Source organism: Candidatus Pelagibacter bacterium nBUS_29, assembly GCF_051200905.1.
Classification (GTDB): Bacteria; Pseudomonadota; Alphaproteobacteria; order Pelagibacterales; family Pelagibacteraceae; genus Pelagibacter.
The window spans coordinates 368,466-390,348 of sequence record NZ_CP172843.1 but is presented as its reverse complement, the minus strand read 5'-3'; the positions used below and the strand labels follow the sequence as shown (position 1 = coordinate 390,348).

Genomic DNA, 21,883 nt, shown 5'->3' with positions numbered 1-21,883 from the left:
GCAATATAAAATTGCCGAGTATAAATAATTTATTTTAGTTTAAAGACCTAACCAACCATCAACTGTTGATTTGTTAGCTGTCATCCAAGCTCTCGCTACATCAGCTGGTTTTTTTTTCTCAACTGAAATTGCATAAGCCATAGCCGATACATCATCTGCTGTTAGTTGAAAGTTCTTAAAGAATTCAACAATAGCTGGAGATTTACTTTCTAGAGAAGTTCCCCATCCAATTTGAATTTTTTTAAGTGCGTCTTTAGAAGCTACGTATGATTTTTTGTACCAATCAGCATCTTCTTTAGGTTGTACCATTTTGTATTTAGCCGGATCGAATTTTGGCTCTTCCAACATAACTACATCAGCCATTCCCCAAATCGCATGCGGTTTGTAACAATAAAATGCATAGCCTTCACCTTTTTTAATAGAGTCAAGAACTCTTGCATTCTTAACAGCTTCTGCTGCTCTTATTGGTTCGATACCCGCATCATATAAACCATAGTCTCTTAACTTAACTTGGTTAACATTAGCTGAAGCCCAACCATCTGCACCAATCCAAAACTCACCTTTACCATTGCCATCACTATCCATAGCTTTAACAACTTCAGGTCTTCCTAAATCTTCAATTGCAGTAATATTAAATTTTTTCGCAAATTGCTGAGAAACACAATAACCTTGGTTTCCTTCATATGGTTTGCTACTTAATTTTAAAGTTCCTTTTGGAACTAAATCATTTGTGTAAGCTTGTTGATTTGGTAACCAGATGTCAGGGTGAACTTCAATCTCACCTTTACTTCTGTCGATCGCACCATAAATAGCAGTGTTGTTTCCTGGAACAAGTTCTGCTTCTCCACCCATTTTATCTGTAACAACTGCAGCTAATAAGTTTGCAATAGCTGTTGCACCTGTCCAACCTGGATCTCCAATTTTTACCTTCTCAGCAAATGTCGAAAAAGTAGCAAAAAGTGAAATTAATCCAGCTACAATTGTAGTTTTAATTATTCTCATTATCTCTCTCCTATTAATTTAAAAATTTAGTCTAACGCGAATGAACAAAGTGAGTCAAAGGAAATAAAGTTACAAAAGATATATATAGCCTTGTCTTTTTAACTTAATGGTCGCAGTAATTATTGATGACTAATCCAGATAGTTTTTGTCTGAAGAAATGAATTAAGAGCTTCAGTTCCTTGATCTCTGCTTAATGAACCTGATTGTTTGTAGCCTCCAAATGGAGTTTTAATATCTCCCTCTGAAAAAGTATTAATTGATACTGTCCCACAAGGTAAACTTTTTGCTAGATGAAAAGCTCTATTTATATCTTGGGTGAATACACTAGCATGTAATCCATATTTTGAATTACTTGCAATTTTCAAAGCCTCTTCATCATTTTTAACTGTCAAAACTCCTAATACTGGACCAAAGATCTCTTCTTGAGCAATGGTCATATTTTCTTTTAATCCATCAAACAATGTTGGCTTTGCATAAAAGCCTTTTTGTTTATTGTTTGATACTCCACCAGATAAAAGTTTTGCACCTTCATCTATTCCTTTTTGAATATACCCATCGACTGTTTGTAAATGTCCTTTTGAAATCATAGAACCCATATTCGATTTTAAATCTAATGGATCACCTACTTTTAATTTTTTTACTCTTTTTATTACTTTATCTAAAAACTCATCTTTAACTTTTTTATGAACTATCTGTCTCATATTTGCAGAACAGTTTTGACCACCATTCCAAAAAGCAGAATTTATTGCATTATCAATTAGATCATCATTAATTTTTGCATCCTCTAAAACTATGAATGGACTTTTGCCACCCATCTCTAAAGCAACAGGTTTTAAATTACTTTCGCTAGAATACTTTAAAAAATATCCACCAACTTCGGTTGAACCTGTAAATGAAACAGCATCAATATCCTTATGTCGACCTAGAGCCTCACCAACATCTCCATATCCTGGAAGAACGTTTAATACACCGTCTGGAATTCCAGCCTCTTTACCAATTTGAGCAACTCTAATTGCGGTAAGCGGGGTATCTTCTGCTGGCTTAATTATTACTGAACAACCTGCAGCTAATGCTGGTGCCATTTTCCAAACAGCCATCATTAGTGGAAAATTCCAAGGAACAATTCCTGCAACAACACCTATTGGTTCTTTAACTATTAAACTTGTAATAGATGGTTCGGTTGGACCAACTTTTCCAAAAACTTTATCTATAAGTTCTCCATACCACTGAAAATGCATTGGAGCATCATTGGCGACTTCATTAATACAATCTGTAACTAACTTTCCAGTATCAACACACTCTAAAACTGAATTTTCATCTCCATGTTTTCGAAGTAATTCTGCAAATTTTAATAAAATTTCTTTTCTATGTTCTGGAGAACATCTTGACCAAACACCACTATTAAAAGCTTTTCTTGAAACTTTGACTGCAAGATCAACATCTTTATGATTGCATTTAGCAACAGTGCAAAGTTTTTCACCTTTTGCAGGATTTATTGTTTCAAATTTTTTACCATCAATAGCATTTACATATTTACCATTAATAAATGCTCTTCCTTCAAACTTTAATTTCTTTGCGATAGTTTTATAATTGGTAGCCACTAACTATTCTGGATTAGCTGTAAGTGTTTTTATCTCTAAAACATTTTCATTAGGGTCTTTTACGAAGAAAGTTTCCTGTTCGTACTTAGTTCCTTTAAATCTTAAGTATGGCTCATCATAATACTTAGTGCCATTATCTTTTAATCTCTGTTTAAGAGCATCAAAATCTTTCTTTGATAAATGCACGCCAAAGTGAGGAACAGAAACATTTCCCATATCAACATCATGTCTTTCATTATCCAATTTATGCTCACTTGCATGAAGAGTTAATTCATTACCCCAAAAATCAACATCAGCCCATTCTTGATCAGAATTATCTAATCTACAGCCTAATGTTTCGCTGTAAAATTTTTTTGCAACCTCTAAATCACCACAAGGTACCGCTAAATGAAAACAATTTGTATTTCTGTACATAAATTCTCCTCTTTAATTATGAATTATAATGACTATATAAAGATCACTTTTAAGTCAATCTAGCAAAAAAACATGGGAAATTTTTTACAATCTATAATTGATCGAGATCCAGCTGCAAAATCTAAGTTAAGTTTAATTTTAACTTATCCAGGAGTTAAAGCTGTGTTCTTTCACAGAATTGCTAATTTTTTTAGTGTAGCAAAATTTGATTTGATAGCTCGAATAATCTCTCAGTTTTCAAGATTTTTGACCGGTATTGAAATTCATCCCAAAGCAAAGATTGGAAAAAATTTATTTATAGATCATGGAATGGGAGTTGTAATTGGAGAAACTTCTGAAATAGGAGAGAATGTAACTATCTATCATATGGTTACACTTGGAGGAATTGCTCCAAGTATAAATTCAAATGGTCAGCGTAATATTAAAAGACACCCAACAATCGAAGATGATGTGGTTATTGGATCAGGTGCACAAGTGTTAGGTCCTGTCAGAGTTGGAAGATGTGCTAAAATTGGTGCTAACGCAGTGATTACAAAAGATGTTCCAGAAAAAGCTGTTATGGTTGGCATTCCTGCAAGAAATGTTGGAATCGCTGATAGCGAATTCAAACCTTACGGTATTACTCCAGATAGTGATACAAAATCAGATTAATGAGTAAAATTCAAAATGATTTTATTTCAGGGATTGGAAACACTCCTTTAATAAAATTAAGAGCTGCATCAGAAATAACAGGATGTAATATTTATGGTAAAGCTGAATTTTTAAATCCAGGTGGATCTGTTAAAGATAGGGCTGCATTAGCATTAATTAGAGATGCTCAAGAAAAAAAATTGATTTCAAAAGGTGGGACTGTAGTTGAGGGAACAGCAGGTAATACTGGAATTGGTTTAGGCCTTTTAGGAAATTCTTTAGGGTACAAAACCATTATTGTAATGAACGATAATCAAACTCAGGAAAAAAAGGATTTATTAAAAAACCTAGGTGCAGAACTTAGATTGGTAGCACCAAAACCTTACAAAGATGAAAATAACTTTGTAAAAATTGCAGCAAGACTAGCTGATGAATTAAGACCATCAAATAATAACGGTGTTATCTGGGCTAATCAATTCGATAACACAGCAAATGCAAAAGGTCATTATGAGGGAACTGGACCAGAAATTTGGGATCAAACAGATGGTAAGGTTGATGGATTTGTTTGCTCATCTGGAACCGGTGGAACTATTTCTGGTGTAAGTAATGCTCTTAAAGAAAAAAATAAAGATATAAAAATTTATTTATCAGATCCCAAAGGTTCTGCTCTTTATAATTACATAAAGAATGGTGAGTTAAAATCAGAAGGTGGATCTATTACTGAGGGAATTGGTTCAAGTAGAGTAACTAAAAACTTTGAAAATGCTAAAATAGATGATGCTTATTCAATCGATGACCATGAAGCACTACCAATTCTATACGATCTAATTCAAAATGAGGGGTTAAGCCTTGGTACAAGCTGTGGAATTAACATAGCTGGTGCAATCAGACTTGGTAAAGAACTGGGACCTGGAAAAACTATTGTTACAATTCTTTGTGATAGAAGTGATAAATACTCAACTAAGATGTTTAATAAAAAATTCCTTGAAGAAAAAGGTTTACCCTTCCCTAATTGGCTTTAGATATAAATTTTATCTGACAACCCATATATTAGAACTGCACTCAAAGTAGTAAATACTAGTGGTGCTATAACACCTTCGTTCGAGTCATTTCTAATTCCTGTTTTGTCCATTTTTATCGAATAAGTGTTTACAATTAAGATACATACATTTTGTACAAAAATTAAATTAAAGAATGCCCAAGTACCTTCAACACCATTAGGTCTGACAAACATTATATAAAGAGCCATCAATAATGCTCCTAAAAAAGTAGCACCTATCATTCGCATTATAGGTGTTGCTGTTTCATCCATTTCAAATTTTGCTCTAAAATTTTTATTATTAATTATCATTTGATAAGCATAAATTCCGAAACCTAAAAAATGAGCCATGAAAAGAATTAAGTAAAAAATTCCATTAAATTTTTCAATCATAATTAATTTTTATCAAAAAAAATTGTTATTGTTAATTTTTAAATGTAAGAAATTAATTCTAAGATAAGTTGTAAAATAACTAAATTTTATAAGTACTAAGCCTTTTTTTTCGATATTTTTATAATGTTATGCATTTAATTTTTTAGGATAATAAAAAATTAATAATGAAAGGAGAATAAAAATGTATGTAAAAATAGAACAAAAACTATCTAAGGGATTTAACTTATGGAAAAAAATGATCCTTGCAAATGGAGATAAATTAAAAAAATATGGAATGACAATTGCTTTTGCAGGCACAGATAAAGAAGATGATAATACAATGACAGTAATTGTACATTTTGAGTCAATGGAAGGAATGAAAGGATTTAGTGGAGACGAAGAAATAATTAAAGCAAGAATTGAGGCTGGTGTAATTATAGATCAATCAAAAATGACTATGATGTCTAATGATTCAGTAATGAACCATTCTGGTTAATGAATAAAAGAAAGAAGGATAAATATGTCAATATTAGCAAAATATAATGCTGCTATGGAAGCTAAAGACGAAGCTGCCATGAATGAACTTCTGCATGATGATTATAAGTTTACGATGCATGCATCAGGTAATGTTCTGGATAAAGCAGATGTAATCAAGTGGGCAATGAGTGGTGATATTAAAAGAGATAAAATAAGAGTTCTTTTTGAAAATGATGAAATTGGTGTTGAGCATGCTTTTGTAACATTTAATGATGGAAATACTGAAGCTGTAATGGCTGTATTTAAATATCAAGATGGAAAGATGATTTCACTTGAAACAGGTGCAACAAAAATTCTTAAATAGCTATTTGGGTCATTTTGCACATGCAAAGTGACAATAATGGTTATTTTAAAAACTTATTATTTTCATATTTTTTAGTCAATTAATCAAACAAGGAAAAATATGAAAAAAATAGTAATAACATTATTCTTAGTGCTTTTTACAAGTTCAGTTTATGCAGGTTCATGTCCTATGATGGCTAAGAACTTAGATGATAAAATTGCTGAAGCACAAATACTAAGAGATCAAGGTATGGCAGCCCATGATGCTGGTGACCATGCAAAATCAGAAGAGTTATTAAACAAAGCTTTAGAATTATTTAAAAGTTAATAAATAATTATATATATTTAGCGAGATTTCATTTAGAGTAATTAGATGAATCTCGCTACTTCTTACACTTTTTTAATATTGGCTGTTGTTTTGGGAGTTACTTCAAATAGTTTTGCAAAAACAGCTGAAGGTTTTACTCTTCTATTTCCAAGTATTATTACCGGAATAACGATTGTTATGTGCATGTATGCACTTTCGATGGTAATGAAAAATATTCCAATGGGTATTACTTATGCATCCTTTGCGGGTTTAACAATCATTGCAACTGTAGTTGTTGGAATATTTAGATTTGATCAAATGCCTAATCTCTATTCAATAATTGGTTTGGTCTTTATTATAATTGGAGTTTTAATGGTAAACCTTCTGGGAAATAATTAAATGAAACCTTTGTTTGGATATTTGTTTTTAGTTGTTGGTATTTTTGCTGGGATAGCTGCTAATAGTTTTGCAAAAATATCTGAGGGTTTCACAAAGACTTTGCCAATAATTTACATGTATCTACTGATGATGATTTGCTTATTTTGTATTGCAAAAGCTATGCATGCACTTCCAGTTGGGTTCGCTTATTCAACATATAGCGGATTAACAGTAGTAGGTGTTGTGGCATTCGCTATGATTAAATATAATCAAATTCCAAATATTTATGGTCTTGTAGGAATAACATTAATTATTATTGGAGTTGTGATGGTTAATTACTTAGGGAAATTAAATTAATTAAAATTATCGGGTAATTTATGAGTACCATCATCTGACAAGATGATCTCAAATTCATCTACAACATTAGACAAATCTAATGAAGAATATAAATGAGGAAACATATTTCCATCAGAGGCTTGTTCCCAAATTAAACTATCTAATTTTAATGTTTCAACTTTAAGTAAAACTAAATTCTTTTGTTTTGAATAGTGCTTTTCAAGAGTTCCTTTGACCTGATCTTCTCCTGAAAAATGAATAAAACCATCCTTTGCATCTTTAGAAGAGCCCAAATAAGTCTCAGCCTCTTTTACTTTTTGCCACTCATCCTTATCAATTATTTTAAAAATATATTTTAAATTCACAACTACCAGGAAGAATTAGGACTATTTAAAAAAGTTATTTCCTCATCAGTAGACTCTCTTTCGAGAACCTTGTTTCTATGAGGGTATCTATGGAATAATCTAATTGCTTTTGTGTGATCTTGCCAAAATTTCTTAATTTGAACATAGTCCTCATGCTCTCTGAGATATTTATTTAGCAAATAATAAGCCATGTCGTGATCTGTTATTTCTTCACTATGAATAAGAGGTAAAATCATAAAAAATCTTTGGCTTTCATTCATTGCTTCAAGATAGCCGGCATAAACAGCGTCATTTACAATCAATCTTGTTTTGTGATCTTGTGCAAAAGCCTTTTTGTCATCTCTAAACATGTTTCTTGAAAATTGATCAAAAAGAATAACTAACGCAAGGGCACTCATCGGTTGATCTTGCCAATCATCATACTCATTCTGAGAAGCTAATTCATAGTCTTTTAAAAACTTGCCTCTTATAGTTTTATCAAATACTTCATCTTTTTTAAATCTTTTTTCAGATGGAGTTTCTTTAAACCAAAAATCTAAAATTTCTTGAGCTTTATTTGGGATCATTTTGAAACTGGTTTCAATAATCTTAAAAATTTATTATGAATAATTTTGTTTGGGGATACTAAAATATTTCCAGCATTAACAGCATCTCTATTGTCCCAAGTAGAAAGATATCCGCCTGCGGCTTTAATAATTGGAATAATTGGGTGAATGTCCCAAATTTTATTTGAACATTGAATTACAACATCCACTCTTCCCTCGGCCAAATGTGAATAGCTTAGAGCGTCACTACATGGAAATTGCATTAATTTTAAAATTTGTGGAATTTTTTTTTGCTTATCTAGCGAAAGCGAACCATGAAATGCTGCTGAAACTTTTACATTTTGAAATGTTGCTTTATTATTTACTGACAACTTTTTTCTTTTTCCATTATCAACTACATAAGCAGTTTTTTCGGAGTAGTTTAAATAATATTTTTTAAGAACTGGAAAATTAGCTAAACCTAAAATAGGATTTCCTTTATAATTTAATGAAATAAGGTTACTCCAAGTTGGATTACCAATAACAAATGATCTAGTGCCATCGATAGGATCTATAACCCAAGTAAAATCACTTTTTGATTTTTGATGACCAAATTCCTCACCAACTATTTGATGGTCAGGAAACTTATTTTTAATTTTAGATCTTATAAATTTTTCAAACGCTTTGTCAGATGTTGTTACTGGATCGTATCCTTTGCCTTCAAGTTTATTTGAAACTTTAAAAGTTCTATTTAATTTTGAATAATAAAAACTAGTTAAATCTTTTGCTAACTTATTTAAAAAATTAGCATAAATTAGATAGTTTTTTGAATTAAATTGGTCCACATCAATCTCTTACTATTTTATTAATGCTGAATAAAGTTAAAATTTAATTACTAGTCTATTTTTTCAAACAATTATTAACTAGTATTGCCATCAAAATCCAAACAACAAAAGCTTCTCCATGTGTGAACACGTAGTCAGCCCCAGCAGCACCTGCTATAATATTAATTGCATAGATAATTATAGTTGATGCAACAAGACTAATTAATAAATCTTTTAATGCACATAAGTATTTCATGAATCAACTGTATACATATTAAATTATCATGTAAACTTCATTATATGAATAATGTTGGCTTCATTGGTGTGGGTTACATGGGCTATGGAATAGCCAAAAATATTTTAACTAAAAATAACAACTTATTTGTAATTGCTAACAAAAATAGAAAACCAATTGAAAAAATTGTTAGCAAAGGTGCTAAAGAAGTAAAAACTTTAGAAGAGTTTAGAGAAAAACAGTTAAATGTTTTAGTTAAGTGTGTAACTAACACACCAATAGCAAAAGAAATTGCCACAAAACTTTCTAAGATTTTAGATAAAACAACTTTGATAATTGATATCACAACTCACAATAAAACAGGATCAATAGAGACAGAAAAAATCTATCGATCTAGCAACATCAATTATGTTGAGTGTCCTGTAATGGGAGGTCCTGCTCAGGCAGAAGAAGGCATCTTAGGTGGTATTGTGGGAGCTACAGATAACAATTTTAAATTAGCAGAACCTTATTTAAGATTATTTTGTAAAAATTATTTTCATTTTGGTTCAGTTGGAATGGGTGCAAAATCAAAGTTATTAAACAATTTTTTAACACTTGGAAATGCTGCATTGATAAATCATATGACAATAGCAGCCAAAAAATTTGGCCTTGATTTACAAAAATTCTTCGATGTAGCAAAACTTGGTTCTGGAAATTCAGCTGCACTTAATAGAATTTTTGATGCTTTACTTAAGAACGATTTAACAGGATTTAAATTTACAGCTATCAACTCTGTAAAAGATTTAAGCTATATTCAAGACTTGTTAAAAGAATTTCCTGAAGCTGAAAAAATTGCAGAAGATAATAAAAATTATTTTCAAAAAGCGGTTGATGATGGCTATGGTGAAAATTTTATTAGTGAATTGATTGCTAAAAAGTAATTTAGAGAAGAATAATTTAAATTATCGAGACTCTACTAATGCCTTAGGTTGTATTCAAGAAGTATATTTGCATATAAATCAAATAAATAAATTGAAATAAGTTTTATAATTACTATCTTTATATTGAAGGAGGTTATTATGTTAAAACTTACACCACCTGATACATAAGTGAAAAAACAATCCATAAAAACAATAAATAAAATCCAATCGGATTTAAAAGCCAAAGAGGCTATATAAGGGAGCTCTTTAGGACTTATCTTAAAGAGCGAACCCTTAAAAATTAATTAACAGATTTTAATATTTCTAATGGCAATGGTGCATCAGGATATTTGATGCTGCATAGTTCTTCATACTTTTTACAAAAGGTAATTAAAACCTTATAAACATTTTCTTTATTTTTGAGATCTAAACTTTCAATCATATGATCTCTTTCTAACTCTAATTCTTTGATCTGATCACTGTTTACAAACTCACCTGTCTCAATTTCCCAGAAGGTGTTTTTTAATTCTTCCTCACTTAACTCTTTTAATTTTTTTTGAAGTTCAATAATTACCTCGTCACTGGTTTGCTTATCTTTCATAGGTGAATTCATTAATTTAATTAAACATTTATCATTTAATCCATCTATAAAATGGTAATAAGGCCTACCTTCAGACAAATCTCTAAAATGATTTGAATTCAAATAACTATTAATCGCAGCCTTAGTGGATCCTTTTTCCTTACCTTTTATTACTGCTATTTGTACATAGACTTCTTGATGAATATAACCATCTAGATGTTCTTTTATTTTTACAGGTATCATAATTCTTATAAATTTTAGATATGCAGAATTTAATGCTCTTTTCTGTATTTTGAATGGCAAGCTTTGCAACTACCCCACATTAGCTTACCTAATGTGCCCTTAATATTCTCTGCATTTTCAATAACAGATGCTAATTCAATCATATTGCTAGAAGATTTTTCCATTAACAAATTAAATGCATCTTTTTCTTGCCAAATTAAAGGGGTGGCTTCTGTTTTAAATCCTTCTTTAGTATTTTCAGGAAACATCTTTTTTAAGGATTTATAATTCTCACTCATTTCTAGCATTAATTTTTTTGCTTCATCAAAATCTTCATTTGATGAAAGAGATTGAACTTTTTTAGCTGTATTATAATTTTTTTTAAATAAAGCTTTTCTATTTTTAATTATTTCTTCAATTGATTGTTCGGCATTAACGCTTGAACTGATAAATATTGAAGTTATTAAAAATAAACTAATACCAATATTCTTAGCAATATGTTTAATTAGGCTATGCATTTGAAAAACACACTAACAGAGTATGGTTTAATTTCAAAATTATTACATTGGCTGAGTGCAATATTACTTATTGGACAAATTCCGCTTGGTTTTTATTTGGTAGATTTAGATTTTGGACCAGAGAGATTAAATATAGAAAATATTCATGTAACAGTTGGATTATCTCTATTTTACTTAGTTATTTTAAGATTACTTTATAAAATTTTTAATCCAACACCAAAATTAGAGCCAAGTATTTTTAAAGGTCAAAAATTTTTAGCGAAGCTAAATCACATACTGCTGTATGTGACAATTCTATCAATCACAATATCTGGAATTTTTAAAAAATTATTCAATGGAGAAACAATATCAATTATTTTTAAAAAAATTAAAATTCAAGATAATTTTGAACTTGGAGAATTATTTTATGATATTCATGTTTTTTCAAATTATTTGATGATAGCTCTTATCATTATTCATTTAATGGCTGTGATTACCCATAAATTATTTTTTGGTGACAATTTATTAAAAAGAATTCTTTAGCTAATGAATATTTTTTGTATTCTTTATAATGTGATGCAAGTTCAACCCTCGGTCACACAATTTTATCAATCCTGTAATATTTGTTATTCCTAAATTTTTTGCTTTGTTTAAAAGAAACAAAAACAATCTAGCTGTTAACCAGCAATCACCTAGGGCAGAATGTCTAACTTGATCATCAGCTTTTATATTAAAGTGTTCACATAAACTTGTTAGTTCATAATTCTTTAAATCTGGGAAAAGTCCTGCAGTAAGATGAATTGTATCAATTGGCTGAATGACCTTCATTCGATTAGCAAGATTAGTATTTTTAGCATTGTTTTTTAAAAATTTAATATCAAAATCAATATTATGACCAACTAAAACACTCTTTTTAATAAACTTTAGGATTTTATCTTCTATTTCAATTAATGTTGGTTTGTCTTTGACATCTTCATCCTTAATGTTGTGTATCATAGTTGATTGTTCTGGAATTTTTATTTGAGGATTCACCAATTCATCCAAAATCATATCTTCTCTGATCTTAAATTCACTAATTTTAATAGAGGCAACAGATACAACTTTATCTCCCTTAGACACTCTCAATCCTGTTGTTTCTGTATCTAAAATTGCAAAATTAGATTGCTCAAGTGTTACTCGATTAAACAACTTTTGTTTTTCAAAATAATATTTAATCTTATTAAAAATACTCTTCACCAATATCTACTCTTACCCTTTGTTTTAATTTTCTAATTTGTTTAAGATAAATTTTTAAAACTTTTTTTTCTCTTTCAAGTAAAGTTTTTGGATCAATAAAATTTTTAATTGTTAAACCTTGTTTTGTTCTTTCAACTTGATTTTTAAGTAAAATATTTGACATAAAACGATGAGCATTTTTGAAAAAATCTACTTCATCAACAGTTAAAACCTTCAATTTATTGAGTTCATTTAATCGCTCAAATGTTGAAATTTTTGTAACCTTATGTTTGATTGAATATAATCTAATACTTTCTACCAACGGAAGTGTTCCTGTGTGTTTTAGGTTTAATAATCCTAAATTTTCCTTATCATTTTTTTCTAAAATAAATTGACCAAAAAAACCAATTGCAGCATCACTTTGTTCTTCACTAAAATACAAAAACTTTAATAATTTTTTTTCATGCAGTTTTTCGTTTAAATAAATCTTTAAATTTTCAGCTAGTTCTTTTTTACCATAAATAGATCTAAAATCGTAAAGCATATCAATATTTCTCATATCTTGAGGGGTGTGATTATCTAAAAATTGAGTAATTTGATTTTTCCATTCTGGTACGCTTTTTCTCCACAATGGATTACTTGCCATTAAGTCTCCTTTACAAAAAGGAATACCACAGTCATCTAAGGTTTTTGTAAAATCCTTAGCAAGTTCGTTAAAATATAAATCTACTTTTTTTGGGTCTTCATTGTTAGTTTCATAGATTATTCCATTATCCTGGTCAGGATGCAGAAAACTTTCCATTCTTCCCCCTGAGCCCATAACAATGACTGAATATTCTGGGATTTTTTCTATTATATTTTTTTCCCCAACTCTTTTTTCTGCCAATCGAATTGCTCTACGGTAGATGACATTGTTTAAAAAACTTAATAAATATGAAATATCACCTGGATAAGCATTTCTAACTAACATGTTATTAGCTAAAATAACTTGTTGTTGTTTAATTTTAATTAAACCTGAAACGTCTTGCTCATCATAAGTCATGTTATCAATTTGATTCACCACATCTCCTAATTCAGCTTGCAAAGCTGTATTCATATCAATCATTCCCTGTATTTTTAAACTCATATCTAAAACAGGAAGATGATTTAAATTTAATTTTCTCATTTTGCCTACCGCATGAAATAACAAATCGTCCTCATAAACGAATTTAACTGGATGTGTCATAACTTGATCAACTTTTGTTTTCTCATCAGCGCTAAAAGCGACCCTTTTAAGAATATCTTTTTCAGTTATTATTCCGATCATTTTTTCATTTTCTTGAATTATGACAGTTGATTTTTTTTCTTTTCTTAATTTCTCAATAGTTGTTTTAACCAGTTCATTTTTTTCAACCAAGATAAAGTCATCAGTCATATAATCCATGACTTTATTAGTAAACAAATCTACACTGTTAGATCTTTTAGACATTTCTAGATATAATTATACATTGCAACTTATCGTTAAATATAATTTTTTTTTTAAAGTTTGAATTAATTTCATTCACTCCCTTTTTGATTTGATTTAGATCAAATTCTAATAATATTGAAATATACCTATCGTTAATCATTTGAAGGTATTTTGACTTTAAAATTTTAACTTTATAAATAAATTTTTTTGTCTTACTAATTTTGTTGTTTTTCTTTAGTAGTGCAATTATCTTTTTATCCCTATTCAAAGATTTTTTAAGTTTACTGTTCATTAATTTGAATGTAGGGATTTCATTTTTATATGGATCTAAAGTTAACACCATAATAACACCATTTGGTTTTAGATATTTTTTACAAAGTTTAATTAGTTTTTTGATTTCTCTTATTTTCAACAAGTGAATTGTTTGTTTTATTAAGATTAAATCAAAAAACTTTTTGTTTTTGTCTAAAAAATTTAAACCATTTGATTTTTTAAATCTAATTCTTTTATCTTTGTCTTTGTGGTCTACAATATCGATACCTGTAGGTTTAGATATTAACTTTAATTCATTATATAAGTTTCCAGAAATTTTGCCCCTTCCACACCCAATATCTAAAATTTCAGATTTAGAATCAAGATTGCTGTTTTTAATTAAGAATTTACTGAAAGATTTAATATAATCTTTTGAGGACAACCAAGTTTTATTATCCCAATTTTTTAACGATACCATTTTGTTTTTTTTTATAGAAATCTGCTCTTATTGAAATCAAAATAATCAATAAAACTAAAGGAATACAAGCTAAATTTATCTCATTCCAACTAAATTTTAAAATAGAGTAGCCTGCAGTTAAGCTTGCGATAGATTGTATGGAAAAAACTAATACATCGTTAAAACCTTGTACTTTAAATTTCTCACTTTCTTTATAACAGAGCACTAATAAACTAGTTCCTCCAATAAATAAAAAATTCCATCCAATGCCTAATAAAACTAAAGCAATTAAATAATTGATGAATGTTTGGTCATAAAAACTTAAGAAAATACAAATTAGATAAATTAATGCTCCTGAATAAATAATTGTCGAATGTCCAAATTTCTTTATCAATCTACCTGTAATTAATGATGGCAAAAACATTCCTATTATGTGTGATTGAATAACAATACTCGTTGAACCTAATGTAAATCCATGCATCTTATACATGCTGATTGGTGTAGCAGTCATAATGAATGACATTATTGAATATGCAAAAGCAGCTGTAACAATTGCCTGAAGAATAATCGGATTTTGTAATAACTCAAAATATGATCTTTGATTACTACTAATGTTTTCTTTGGTTTTTGGATTTTTATCTGTTCTATAAAAGATTAAAAAAAAAACTGGTATAATAGTTAATACCGCTAAAGAAATATAAGATCCCGTATAAAGATGATCTGAAATTATATTTTTTGAAAAATTTGCAACGTTAGGACCTATTAAAGCAGAAAGAATTGTTGCAAGTAATAAAATTGAAATAGCTCTTGAGCTTTCATTTTTTTCAACTGTTTCAGCTGCAGCAAATCTATATTGATGAGTAAAAGCAATCCCTGTGCCAATTACAAAACATGAAATACAAAATAGAATAAAATTTTCATTATAAATTGAATAAGCTCCAAGCAATGAAGCTAAACTTGAGTATGTTGATGAAAGTATAAATCCTTTTTTTCTTCCAATTTTACTCATTATCTTTGCTGCAAAAAAAGAAAATACAGCTGTTCCAACAATAGAAAGTGAAGTTGGCAATGTAGCAAGAGATGCAATTGGAGATATTTTTAAACCAACAATACCACTAATAAAAACTGTTATTGGGGGTGCAGTAAAAGAAAATACCTGACAAATAGTCAGAAGAACTAGATTCTTATTTACCATTTAATCTTCTACTTCTGATAATAATGATGCATTTCCACCCATTGAAGCAGTATTGTTAGAAATACTTTGTTCATGGCATAACCGTTTTAAATACTCAGGTCCTCCAGCTTTTGGACCTGTGCCTGATTTTTCATATCCTCCAAAAGGTTGAACTCCAACTACTGCACCAATCATATTTCTATTTATATAAATATTGCCAATTTCAGCTTTTTCTACCACCCTATCAATGGTTTTGTCTATTCTACTGTGTATACCAAGTGTTAATCCAAATCCAAGATCATTTATATCTTCGATTAATTGATCTAAATTTGAAGCTTTATACTTCAGCATGTGAACTACTGGACCAAATACCTCATTTTTTAAATCTGATAGTTTTTCAATTTCAATTAATGTTGGTGGAATAAAATTACCTTGATTTAAATTTATCTCTGTTTGGAAAACTTTATCAAATTTCTTTATATGATTATTAATATTATCAAATGCTTCAGTATCAATTACTGGCCCAATATCTGTTGACAATTCTTCTGGATTACCAACTTTTTGTGTTTTCATTGCTCCAATCAAAGTATGCTTAGTATGTTCATAGATATTTTCTTCAACACATAATATTCTACAAGCTGAACATCTTTGTCCCGCACTATCAAAACCTGAATTAACTACATCTTTTACAACATGCTCTGTTAAAGCTGAAGTATCTACAATCATACAATTAAGACCTCCTGTTTCTGCAATGAAAGTTGGAATATTTTCTTTTTGCTGAAGATTAGATTGAATAATTTTTGCTGTTTCTAAGGAACCAGTAAAGATGACATTCTTAAGTTTTTTATCATTAATAACTTTTTTTCCAATTAACGCTCCATCACCTAATAACAATGCAATTGCATTACTGGGCAAACCAGCTTTTAATAAAAGTTTTATAATATAATATGCTGCAAATGATGATTGTTCAGCGGGTTTGGTAATTACTACATTACCAGTAATAAGTGCAGCAACAGTTTGACCTATAAAAATTGCAACTGGAAAATTCCAAGGGCTTACCACGAACGAAAGGCCTTTTCCTACCATTCTGTATTGATTAAGTTCTCCAGTTGGTCCTTTTAATGTTTGAGTTTGAAATAAATTTAAAGCTTCTTTTGAATAGTATCTGCAAAAATCAATTGCTTCTCTAATCTCTGCAATTGAGTTTTTAATACTTTTACCAGAACTCTTTTGCACATATTTCAATAATGTCATTTGTATTATCTTCAATTAAATTTGAAAATTTTAAAAAAATCTCAGCTTTTTTTTCAATTGGAAATTTTTTCCATTTTGAAGAGTATTCTTTTAAGCTTTCAATTGCTGTTTCAGATATCTTCTCATCAGCAAAATACTTTTTCCCTAAAACAGAAGAGCTATGAGGAGATTTTATATCTATCTCTTTATCTGATTTAATATCCTTACCATTAATTAATGAGTAAGCTTTAATATCTTTAAATTTTCCATTAAATTGAAAACTTTCAACCACATCTTCCTCACTTAAATCTAAGCCTTTTGAATTTTTTCGATCTCCATAGATATCTATTGGTTTTTTAATTTTGTCCTCATCAAGTTTTTCAATTTTAGCGAGTGGGGATTGAACTAATTTTGAGACATCAAAATCTTTCGTTTTTAGTTGATGAATAAATGAAGTGTTAGCACCATTTTCTAACAATCTTCTTACTAAATAAGGTAGTAAATCCTTATAACCACCAACTGGCGCATATACTCTACATTTAAAATTTTCATCTTTTTCAAGATATGAATAAATTTCATCACCCATTCCATGTAATTTTTGAAATTCAAAATCCCGATCTTTAAAAAGAGTTTTAATATATGAAATACTATGAGCGTTGTGGGTCGCAAATTGTGAAAAAACATTATCATTTTCATAGAGTTTATGAGCACAGGCTAGATATGATATGTCGGTTGCAAATTTTTTAGTAAACACTGGGTAATCAATAAAACCTTGTTCTTGAGCAACTTTTATTTCTGTATCCCAGTAAGCTCCCTTAACCAATCTGATATTAATTTTTTTATTAACTTTATTTAAATATTTTTTAAGCCAATCTAATGCAAAAAAAGCTCTCTTTTGGTAAGCTTGAACCGCAAATCCAAAACCTTGGTATTTTTCATCAATTAATTTACTTTCAATTATGTCCTTAAATATGAATAACGATAAATTTAATCTATCAGCTTCCTCTGCATCAAAACAGATATCAACATTATTTTCTCTTCCAAGTTCTGTAAGTTTATAAGCCTTTGGAAAAAGTTCTTTTTTTAATAAATCTAATTTGTTTCGCTCATATCTTGGATGTAGAGATGATAGTTTAATGGAAATACTTTTTTTATGAGGGTTCTTTCCTTTGCCAGTTTCAATTATTGCTTCTTCATATTGACTATAATATCGATCAGAATCACCATAAGTTACCGCAGCTTCACCCAACATATCAAATGAAAAAGTATATTTGTCATGTTTTTTTTCATTACTAAAATTAATTGCTTTTTTGATATCTCTTTCAAAAACAAATTGTTTAGCAAGAATATTAATTGCTTGTTTGATTGCATTTCTTAAAATTGGGCCTGAAAGATTTTTAACAACTTTGCCTAGTATATTTTTATTTTCTTCAACTTTTTCTTCAACAATTTTACCTGTTAATAAAAAAGCTATTGAGGAGATATTTACAAACAAATCTTTATCGTTCTTGATATATTTTTTCCAATCCCCTATCGGAATTTTGTCTTCTATTAAATCATTAATTGTTGTTACATCTGGTATTCTTAAAAGAGCTTCTGCTAAACACATCAGCACAATACCTTCGTTACTTGTAAGTGAGAACTCATGAATTAATTTACTAAATGGGCTTCCAGCTTTGTAGTTTTGAGCATTTTTAACAATATTAATTGATAAATAATCAATTTGCTTTTGATTAAGTTCTGAAAAATTAGACACTAGATAATAAAAATGATCTTTGACTAACTTTTTTTGATTTAAATATTTATTATTGAATATATTTTCCATTGCTTAGTGACAGGCTATTCCAAATTTTTTCAATCTCCAATAATTGTAAGGCCATGGAGTTAAAAAACCCACAATTAACATGATTGGCACAATCCACCATGTTAACATTGCCCCACCGGTTAAAAGATAATCAGTTAAGTTCATTGCAATTTCCATACTAATCATTGAAATAAAACTCATCCCACACGCAGTTTTAAATGCACTTTTGAAATTAAAATTCTGTCTCATTAATATTATAGTCTCTAGGATTATACTTGTGATTAATCCGTTTATGATTGCCAGAGTCATAATGGCTGCAACTGTCCATGGAATTTGTGTAATTTGGAAAAATAAGATAGTTCCAAAATCACCAATCGAACAACCAATCACACACCACATCGTATTTTTAGCACTTGATTTCCAAGTGTGATTACATGACCAATCAAATGTGGAGGTATTCATAATAATTTGATATTAATATTTTATGATCTTTAAACAAGTATTTGACATTAAAACTTCAACTTATACATATTTAATTGCTTCGGCAAAAGGTCGCGAAGCTATAATTATAGATCCGGTAATCGAAAATGTTAATGAATATATTCAACTTTTAAAGGCATTAGATCTTAAGCTTGTAAAAGTCATTGATACTCATATTCATGCAGATCATGTCACTGGTGCTTCTAAATTAAAACAAGCCACTAGTTGTGCAACACTTATGGGGGAGCACACACCTGCTGATACAGTTGAAATTAGAGTAAAAGATAACGAAATGATCAATCTTGATGATTTAAATATTAAATCTATCTATACTCCTGGACATACATCGGAAAGTTATAGTTTTTTGCTAGATAATTATCTTTTTTCAGGTGACGCGCTTTTAATCAACGGAACTGGTAGAACTGACTTTCAAAATGGAAACTCAAAAGACTCATATCATTCAATTTTTGATAAACTTTTAACCTTACCAGAAGATACGCTCCTTTATCCTGGTCATGATTACAATGGTAAAAAAGTAAGCACAATTGGTAATGAAAAAAAGTTTAATCCTAGATTACAAGTTAAGAACGTTGATGAATATATTGAAATTATGTCAAATCTAAACTTAACAAAACCAGATATGATGGATAGCAATGTTAGTAGAAATATTCAATTAGGTATTAATTAAATATAACAAAAATTAAAAACCAATAAGAAATTAATCCAGAAAATATTGTTGCTACAACATTTTTACTAACAAGACCAATTATTATGGCAATGATTGCTGCAAATATTTTTGGGTTATTTTCAATTAAAAGATCTCCTGTCACATCTAAAAAAATAGCTGGAAAAATAATTGCTGGAAATATTGCAGAAGGAACAAAGGATAAAACTTCTCTCACTCTATTTGTGAACATTTCTTTTTTAAGTATTGCAATCATTAGATATCTTGAAAAGAAAGTAATTAAACCACAGTAAATTATTAAAGACCACTCAACCATTATTAAATCTATTAAATTTTGTTAAAATCATCGCTGCTATCAAACCGCTTGTTGCTGCTACTATTACGTACGCTTTAAATGGAATAATTTCATAGCCAAATGTTGCTATTAAACCAGAGATAATAATTACAATTACATTTATCAATTTTCTAAAATCATCTACTATTAGAGCTAAAAATGTTAAAGGAACTGCAAAACTTAATCCAAGTTTTTCAGGTATTATTGAGCCTAAAAATATTCCAATAATTGTTGTGATTTGCCAGATAATCCAGCAAGTAGCACCAGCACCAAATGAATGAAATGCTCTATCTTTATCAGAACTTTTTTTTAAATAAGAGTTTGTTACTGCAAAAGCTTGGTCAACTAAAAAATAAGAAATTATTATTTTCCAAGTCATTTTAAAATCTGACATATGCTCAGATAAAACAGCTCCATATAGTAAATGTCTTGAATTTACTGCACCAACAGAGCTAAGGATTACTAACGAAGAAGCTCCTGCTGAAAAAAGTTGTAAAAAAATTATTTGTGATGCTCCACCAAAAATAATAATTGACATAGCCATTGTTGTTATTGGTGATAAGCCAAGATCTATAGCCAAAACACCAAATATTATCCCGAATGGCACAACAGGTATCATTAATGGACTTACATCCACTACACCTTTAAAGAAAATTTTAGATTTATTGCTCATTAAAAAACAATATGTATTAAAAACAAACTATATGATCAATATTTATCGGTCTTTTAATGCCAAATTTTTCATCAATTTCATGTTGATGCATATGATGGGAATGAACAAAGACAGGAATAAGTAAATCACTGCTAGTTTTTAAGGTATATATAAAGTTAGTACCTCTAAATTTTCTATCAACAACTTCTAGCTTTAAATTACTTTGATCATCATGCTCAAGATCTTCTGGCTGTAATAATAATTGAACGTCTGATCCTTTTGGGTAACGTTTTGTAAAATTTCCATTAATAGTTCCTAGATCATCACTTTCTAAACTATTTTCACCAGTCACTTTTGCTGGAATTAAAATTCCTCTATTTAAAAAATTAACAACTTCTACAGAATTTGGAAAATGATAGACATTGTATGGGTCATCAAATTGTTTGAGTTGACTGTCTAAAATTATTCCACATTTACTTCCAAGATAGAAAGCTTCATAAGAATCATGTGTTACTATAATTGTTGTAATTTTTAAGTCAGTTAAAACTTGTTTTAATTTAACTTGAATCTCTTCTTTAAAACTTTGATCAACATTTGATAATGGCTCATCTAATAAAAGTAAATCTGGTTTAGAGAGTAATGCTCTAGCTAATGCTGCTCTTTGAGCTTCACCAGAACTAATTTGATGAGGAAATTTTTCTTTAACATGATCTAGATGAAGAAATTCGATAACTTCTTTAATAGTTAAATCTTTTTTCTTTTTCTTGTTTCTTTCAGCACCAAATTGGATGTTTTCTAAAACATTATAATGAGGAAAAAGTGAATTATCTTGAAACGCCAAGGAAATATTTCTATTTTCTGGCTCAACATGAACATACTTAGATGAAATAACTTTATTTTTTAAAGAAATTTTGCCTGATTGAATTTTTTCTAATCCAGCAATAGTTCTTAAAATTGTTGTTTTACCAATTCCAGAAGGGCCTAAAAGACAAACAATGTCTCCTTCATTTTCTATAGTTAAAGAAACATTGTTAACTTTGCTTATTGCACTTGCTGCAAATGTAACGTTGTCAATTTCTAAAAAATTTTTAGGCATATAAGAA

General features: G+C 29.3%; 30 protein-coding genes. 10 read left to right on the top strand and 20 right to left on the bottom strand.

Translation table 11 applies throughout. From position 1 onward, the window contains the following. Positions 1–39: 39 nt before the first annotated feature. The 3 genes from ACIJYA_RS02065 to ACIJYA_RS02055 all read right to left on the bottom strand — a co-directional run bounded on the left by ACIJYA_RS02065 (position 40) and on the right by ACIJYA_RS02055 (position 3,017). The gene (locus ACIJYA_RS02065; RefSeq protein ID WP_435088821.1) at positions 40–1,002 is read right to left on the bottom strand and encodes an ABC transporter substrate-binding protein; all 963 of its coding nucleotides are present in this window, start codon (positions 1,000–1,002) and stop codon (positions 40–42) included. 119 nt (positions 1,003–1,121) lie between these two features. After that, entirely contained in the window at positions 1,122–2,603 is a 1,482-nt protein-coding gene (locus ACIJYA_RS02060) for an aldehyde dehydrogenase (protein ID WP_435088820.1), read from the bottom strand. Between the two features lie 3 nt (positions 2,604–2,606). Further along, a complete protein-coding gene (locus ACIJYA_RS02055; protein WP_435088819.1) occupies positions 2,607–3,017 on the bottom strand; it encodes a VOC family protein in 411 nt (136 codons plus the stop codon). Between the two features lie 72 nt (positions 3,018–3,089). On the opposite strand from ACIJYA_RS02055, the gene epsC reads away from it, so the two are divergent. Both epsC and ACIJYA_RS02045 read left to right on the top strand, forming a co-directional pair. Continuing rightward, complete coding sequence (gene epsC / locus ACIJYA_RS02050; protein ID WP_435088818.1) at positions 3,090–3,668, top strand: serine O-acetyltransferase EpsC; 579 nt, start codon at positions 3,090–3,092, stop codon at positions 3,666–3,668. Further along, positions 3,668–4,669, top strand: coding sequence for a cysteine synthase A (locus tag ACIJYA_RS02045; RefSeq protein WP_435088817.1), 1,002 nt, complete (start codon positions 3,668–3,670; stop codon positions 4,667–4,669). Before epsC ends, ACIJYA_RS02045 begins: the two co-directional genes overlap by 1 nt. On the opposite strand, the gene ACIJYA_RS02040 is transcribed toward ACIJYA_RS02045, so the two are convergent. Next, on the bottom strand, positions 4,666–5,079 hold the full coding sequence (locus ACIJYA_RS02040; protein ID WP_435088816.1) for a hypothetical protein: 414 nt from the start codon (positions 5,077–5,079) through the stop codon (positions 4,666–4,668). The genes ACIJYA_RS02045 and ACIJYA_RS02040 overlap by 4 nt on opposite strands. Positions 5,080–5,260: 181 nt before the next feature. Between ACIJYA_RS02040 and ACIJYA_RS02035 the strand changes: the two genes are divergently transcribed. The 5 genes from ACIJYA_RS02035 (at position 5,261) to ACIJYA_RS02015 (ending at position 6,919) form a co-directional block, all read left to right on the top strand. Beyond that, entirely contained in the window at positions 5,261–5,554 is a 294-nt protein-coding gene (locus ACIJYA_RS02035) for a hypothetical protein (protein WP_435088815.1), read from the top strand. A gap of 24 nt (positions 5,555–5,578) precedes the next feature. Further along, positions 5,579–5,899 carry a nuclear transport factor 2 family protein gene (locus ACIJYA_RS02030; RefSeq protein WP_435088814.1) on the top strand — a complete coding sequence of 107 codons (321 nt, stop codon included), beginning with the start codon at positions 5,579–5,581 and terminating at the stop codon, positions 5,897–5,899. A gap of 99 nt (positions 5,900–5,998) precedes the next feature. Further along, positions 5,999–6,205 (top strand): tetratricopeptide repeat protein, encoded by a 207-nt coding sequence (locus ACIJYA_RS02025; protein WP_435088813.1) that lies wholly within the window; start codon positions 5,999–6,001, stop codon positions 6,203–6,205. A gap of 45 nt (positions 6,206–6,250) precedes the next feature. Next, positions 6,251–6,583: a DMT family transporter gene (locus ACIJYA_RS02020; protein WP_435088812.1), complete on the top strand. Its 333-nt coding sequence runs from the start codon at positions 6,251–6,253 to the stop codon at positions 6,581–6,583. Further along, the gene (locus ACIJYA_RS02015; protein WP_435088811.1) at positions 6,584–6,919 is read left to right on the top strand and encodes a DMT family transporter; all 336 of its coding nucleotides are present in this window, start codon (positions 6,584–6,586) and stop codon (positions 6,917–6,919) included. Here ACIJYA_RS02015 and ACIJYA_RS02010 read toward each other — a convergent pair. From ACIJYA_RS02010 to ACIJYA_RS01995, 4 genes are read right to left on the bottom strand one after another with little or no spacing between them, the layout of a single operon-like run. Next, positions 6,916–7,263, bottom strand: a complete 348-nt coding sequence (locus ACIJYA_RS02010; protein WP_435088810.1) for a DUF952 domain-containing protein — start codon at positions 7,261–7,263, stop codon at positions 6,916–6,918. The two genes, ACIJYA_RS02015 and ACIJYA_RS02010, sit on opposite strands and share 4 nt — an antisense overlap. 2 nt (positions 7,264–7,265) lie before the next feature. Further along, a complete protein-coding gene (locus ACIJYA_RS02005) occupies positions 7,266–7,829 on the bottom strand; it encodes a DUF924 family protein (RefSeq protein ID WP_435088809.1) in 564 nt (187 codons plus the stop codon). Continuing rightward, on the bottom strand, positions 7,826–8,632 hold the full coding sequence (locus ACIJYA_RS02000) for an inositol monophosphatase family protein (protein WP_435088808.1): 807 nt from the start codon (positions 8,630–8,632) through the stop codon (positions 7,826–7,828). The genes ACIJYA_RS02005 and ACIJYA_RS02000 overlap by 4 nt, the downstream gene beginning before the upstream one ends. A 55-nt stretch (positions 8,633–8,687) precedes the next feature. Next, entirely contained in the window at positions 8,688–8,867 is a 180-nt protein-coding gene (locus tag ACIJYA_RS01995) for a hypothetical protein (protein ID WP_435088807.1), read from the bottom strand. 44 nt (positions 8,868–8,911) lie between these two features. On the opposite strand from ACIJYA_RS01995, the gene ACIJYA_RS01990 reads away from it, so the two are divergent. Further along, positions 8,912–9,769, top strand: coding sequence for an NAD(P)-dependent oxidoreductase (locus tag ACIJYA_RS01990; protein WP_435088806.1), 858 nt, complete (start codon positions 8,912–8,914; stop codon positions 9,767–9,769). A 280-nt stretch (positions 9,770–10,049) separates the two neighbouring features. Here ACIJYA_RS01990 and ACIJYA_RS01985 read toward each other — a convergent pair whose 3' ends face one another. Further along, positions 10,050–10,571 carry a hypothetical protein gene (locus ACIJYA_RS01985; RefSeq protein WP_435088805.1) on the bottom strand — a complete coding sequence of 174 codons (522 nt, stop codon included), beginning with the start codon at positions 10,569–10,571 and terminating at the stop codon, positions 10,050–10,052. A gap of 29 nt (positions 10,572–10,600) precedes the next feature. Next, positions 10,601–11,068: a c-type cytochrome gene (locus tag ACIJYA_RS01980; protein WP_435088804.1), complete on the bottom strand. Its 468-nt coding sequence runs from the start codon at positions 11,066–11,068 to the stop codon at positions 10,601–10,603. Between ACIJYA_RS01980 and ACIJYA_RS01975 the strand changes: the two genes are divergently transcribed. Then, positions 11,063–11,590: a cytochrome b gene (locus tag ACIJYA_RS01975; protein WP_435088803.1), complete on the top strand. Its 528-nt coding sequence runs from the start codon at positions 11,063–11,065 to the stop codon at positions 11,588–11,590. The genes ACIJYA_RS01980 and ACIJYA_RS01975 overlap by 6 nt on opposite strands. Here the strand turns inward: ACIJYA_RS01975 and ACIJYA_RS01970 are convergent, their stop codons facing one another. Genes ACIJYA_RS01970 through ACIJYA_RS01940 form a run of 7 tightly spaced genes read right to left on the bottom strand, consistent with a single transcriptional unit; the run spans position 11,591 to position 19,091 of the window. Next, the gene (locus ACIJYA_RS01970) at positions 11,591–12,283 is read right to left on the bottom strand and encodes a 3'-5' exonuclease (protein WP_435088802.1); all 693 of its coding nucleotides are present in this window, start codon (positions 12,281–12,283) and stop codon (positions 11,591–11,593) included. Next, positions 12,267–13,730, bottom strand: coding sequence for a DUF294 nucleotidyltransferase-like domain-containing protein (locus ACIJYA_RS01965; RefSeq protein ID WP_435088801.1), 1,464 nt, complete (start codon positions 13,728–13,730; stop codon positions 12,267–12,269). Before ACIJYA_RS01965 ends, ACIJYA_RS01970 begins: the two co-directional genes overlap by 17 nt. After that, positions 13,723–14,439: a class I SAM-dependent methyltransferase gene (locus tag ACIJYA_RS01960; RefSeq protein ID WP_435088800.1), complete on the bottom strand. Its 717-nt coding sequence runs from the start codon at positions 14,437–14,439 to the stop codon at positions 13,723–13,725. Before ACIJYA_RS01960 ends, ACIJYA_RS01965 begins: the two co-directional genes overlap by 8 nt. Further along, on the bottom strand, positions 14,414–15,613 hold the full coding sequence (locus ACIJYA_RS01955) for an MFS transporter (RefSeq protein WP_435088799.1): 1,200 nt from the start codon (positions 15,611–15,613) through the stop codon (positions 14,414–14,416). Before ACIJYA_RS01955 ends, ACIJYA_RS01960 begins: the two co-directional genes overlap by 26 nt. Next, positions 15,614–16,846, bottom strand: a complete 1,233-nt coding sequence (locus ACIJYA_RS01950; protein WP_435088798.1) for an L-glutamate gamma-semialdehyde dehydrogenase — start codon at positions 16,844–16,846, stop codon at positions 15,614–15,616. After that, complete coding sequence (locus ACIJYA_RS01945) at positions 16,809–18,650, bottom strand: proline dehydrogenase family protein (protein ID WP_435088797.1); 1,842 nt, start codon at positions 18,648–18,650, stop codon at positions 16,809–16,811. The genes ACIJYA_RS01950 and ACIJYA_RS01945 overlap by 38 nt, the downstream gene beginning before the upstream one ends. Positions 18,651–18,653: 3 nt before the next feature. Beyond that, on the bottom strand, positions 18,654–19,091 hold the full coding sequence (locus tag ACIJYA_RS01940; protein ID WP_435088796.1) for a DUF4396 domain-containing protein: 438 nt from the start codon (positions 19,089–19,091) through the stop codon (positions 18,654–18,656). Between the two features lie 22 nt (positions 19,092–19,113). On the opposite strand from ACIJYA_RS01940, the gene ACIJYA_RS01935 reads away from it, so the two are divergent. Continuing rightward, positions 19,114–19,797, top strand: a complete 684-nt coding sequence (locus tag ACIJYA_RS01935; protein ID WP_435088795.1) for an MBL fold metallo-hydrolase — start codon at positions 19,114–19,116, stop codon at positions 19,795–19,797. On the opposite strand, the gene ACIJYA_RS01930 is transcribed toward ACIJYA_RS01935, so the two are convergent. From ACIJYA_RS01930 to ACIJYA_RS01920, 3 genes are read right to left on the bottom strand one after another with little or no spacing between them, the layout of a single operon-like run. Continuing rightward, a complete protein-coding gene (locus ACIJYA_RS01930; protein ID WP_435088794.1) occupies positions 19,790–20,110 on the bottom strand; it encodes an AzlD domain-containing protein in 321 nt (106 codons plus the stop codon). The genes ACIJYA_RS01935 and ACIJYA_RS01930 overlap by 8 nt on opposite strands. Then, positions 20,103–20,801, bottom strand: a complete 699-nt coding sequence (locus tag ACIJYA_RS01925) for an AzlC family ABC transporter permease (protein ID WP_435088793.1) — start codon at positions 20,799–20,801, stop codon at positions 20,103–20,105. Before ACIJYA_RS01925 ends, ACIJYA_RS01930 begins: the two co-directional genes overlap by 8 nt. A 16-nt stretch (positions 20,802–20,817) precedes the next feature. Further along, the gene (locus tag ACIJYA_RS01920; protein ID WP_435088792.1) at positions 20,818–21,876 is read right to left on the bottom strand and encodes an ABC transporter ATP-binding protein; all 1,059 of its coding nucleotides are present in this window, start codon (positions 21,874–21,876) and stop codon (positions 20,818–20,820) included. Between the last annotated feature and the right edge of the window lie 7 nt (positions 21,877–21,883).